General features: G+C 75.8%; 2 protein-coding genes. Both read left to right on the top strand.

The window, feature by feature from the left end:
* A partial coding sequence (locus tag AC5FZL_RS16570) for a DEAD/DEAH box helicase (protein ID WP_493619973.1) occupies positions 1 to 1259 on the top strand: 1259 nt, incomplete at its 5' end.
* A 55-nt stretch (positions 1260 to 1314) separates the two neighbouring features.
* Positions 1315 to 1737 carry an organic hydroperoxide resistance protein gene (locus AC5FZL_RS16565; protein WP_493619972.1) on the top strand — a complete coding sequence of 141 codons (423 nt, stop codon included), beginning with the start codon at positions 1315 to 1317 and terminating at the stop codon, positions 1735 to 1737.
* The last annotated feature ends 182 nt before the right edge of the window (positions 1738 to 1919 follow it).

Raw genomic sequence — 1919 nt, 5'->3', positions numbered from 1 at the left:
AGGACGCCGTGGCCCACGCCGTCCGGCTGGTGCTGGGCGCGAGGGGCGACGTCGTCGCCGTCCAGGGACCGCCCGGCGCGGGCAAGAGCCACCTCGGCACGCAGGTCGTCGCCGCCCTGCTCGAGCGGGCCCGGGCGAGCGGGCGGCCCGTGCGGATCGGTGTCACCGCCAACAGCCACGCCGTCGTGCGCCACCTCCTGGAGGCGATCCACGCCCGGAGCCCGGACGCCGTCGTGCGCCACTACGACTCCAAGGCGTCCCGGGCGAAGAACGCCGAGAAGTGGGTGCGGCTGTGCACCCACGGCCCGTGCGAGGAGCCCGCGCTGGTCACCGGCAACAAGCCGGGCTGGGGCGAGGCGGAGGTGCTCGGCGGCACCGCGTGGGCGTTCTCGCCGGAGGACTCCCCGCAGCTCGACCTGCTCGTCGTCGACGAGGCCGGGCAGATGTCGCTGGGCGACGTGCTGGCGGCCTCGCGCAACGCCACGAACGTGCTGCTGCTGGGCGACCCGCAGCAGCTCGCGAAGCCCTCGCGCGCCACGCACCCGGCCGGGGTGGCCGTCAGCGCCCTGGAGCACCTCATGCGCGGGCAGGCGACCATGCCGCCGGAGGTCGGGATCTTCCTCGGCTCCACCCGGCGCATGCACGGCGACGTGGCGGGGTTCATCTCCGACATCTCCTACGACGGCAAGCTCACGCCGCACGAGTCCACCGCCGAGCAGGAGGTGCTCGCGCGCCCCGGCGTGGACGCCCCGCTCGCCAGCAGCCTCACCGGCACCGGGCTGCGCTTCCTGCCGGTCGAGCACACCGGCAACACGCAGGGCAGCGACGAGGAGGCGGCCGTCGTGGTCGCCGCGGTGGCAGAGCTGCTGCGCCGGCAGTGGCGGCGCGGGGCGGTGGTCGCCGACGTCACACCGACCGACGTGCTCGTGGTCAGCCCCTACAACGTGCAGGTGCGCCGGCTGCGCGACGCCCTGGACGCCGCGGGGCTGGGCGACGTCGCCGTCGGGTCGGTCGACCGGTTCCAGGGCCAGGAGGGGGTCGCGGTGGTGTACTCCACGGCGTCCTCGGACGCCGACGCGGCGCCGCGCGGCCTGGACTTCCTCTACGACACGCACCGGCTCAACGTCGCGGTCTCGCGGGCCCGGTGCCTCGCGGTGTGGGTGGGCAGCCCCGAGCTGCTGCGCCCGCGGATCACCGCCGCCGCGCAGGTGCCGCTCGTCGACGCCCACTGCCGCTTCGTCGAGCTCGCGCTCGCCTGAGGGCGCTGCCCCGGGCGCCGCGCCCCCGCCGCCCGGGGCAGCGGATGATGGCGGGATGGACATCCTCTACACCGCGATCGCCACGTCCACCGGGGAGGGCCGCAGCGGCCGCGCCCGCTCCTCCGACGGCGTCCTCGACGTCGAGCTCGCGACGCCGAAGGAGATGGGCGGTCCCGGCGGGGCCACCAACCCCGAGCAGCTCTTCGCCGCCGGCTACGCCGCCTGCTTCCACTCCGCCCTCAAGGGCGTGGGCCGCGCCGAGAAGGTCGCCTTCTCCGACTCCGCGGTCACCGCCGAGGTCGGCCTGGGCAAGAACGGCCAGGGCGGCTTCGGGCTCGCCGTCACGCTGCACGTCGAGCTCGGCGGGCTCGAGCAGGCCGCCGCCGAGGCCCTGGTCGCCAAGGCCCACCAGGTCTGCCCGTACTCCAACGCCACCCGCGGCAACGTCGAGGTGGTGCTGGAGACCGTCGTCGGCTGAGCGGGCGAGGGCGCTCCCGGAGACCGGGAGCGCCCTTCGTGGCTGTGCGGGTGGGGCCGGGTCAGTCGTCGCTGGCGGCCGAGCCCGAACCCGTGGTCTTCGTGGCCTTCGTGGACCTCGAGCCTGCAGCGGACGTGCCCGACGCCCTGCCGGCGCGGGTGCCCTGCGCCGCGGCCAGGTCG

It is taken from the genome of Quadrisphaera sp. DVD1 (assembly GCF_058932755.1).
Note: the sequence above shows the minus strand (reverse complement) of the source record. Positions and strands in the feature narration are given on the sequence as shown.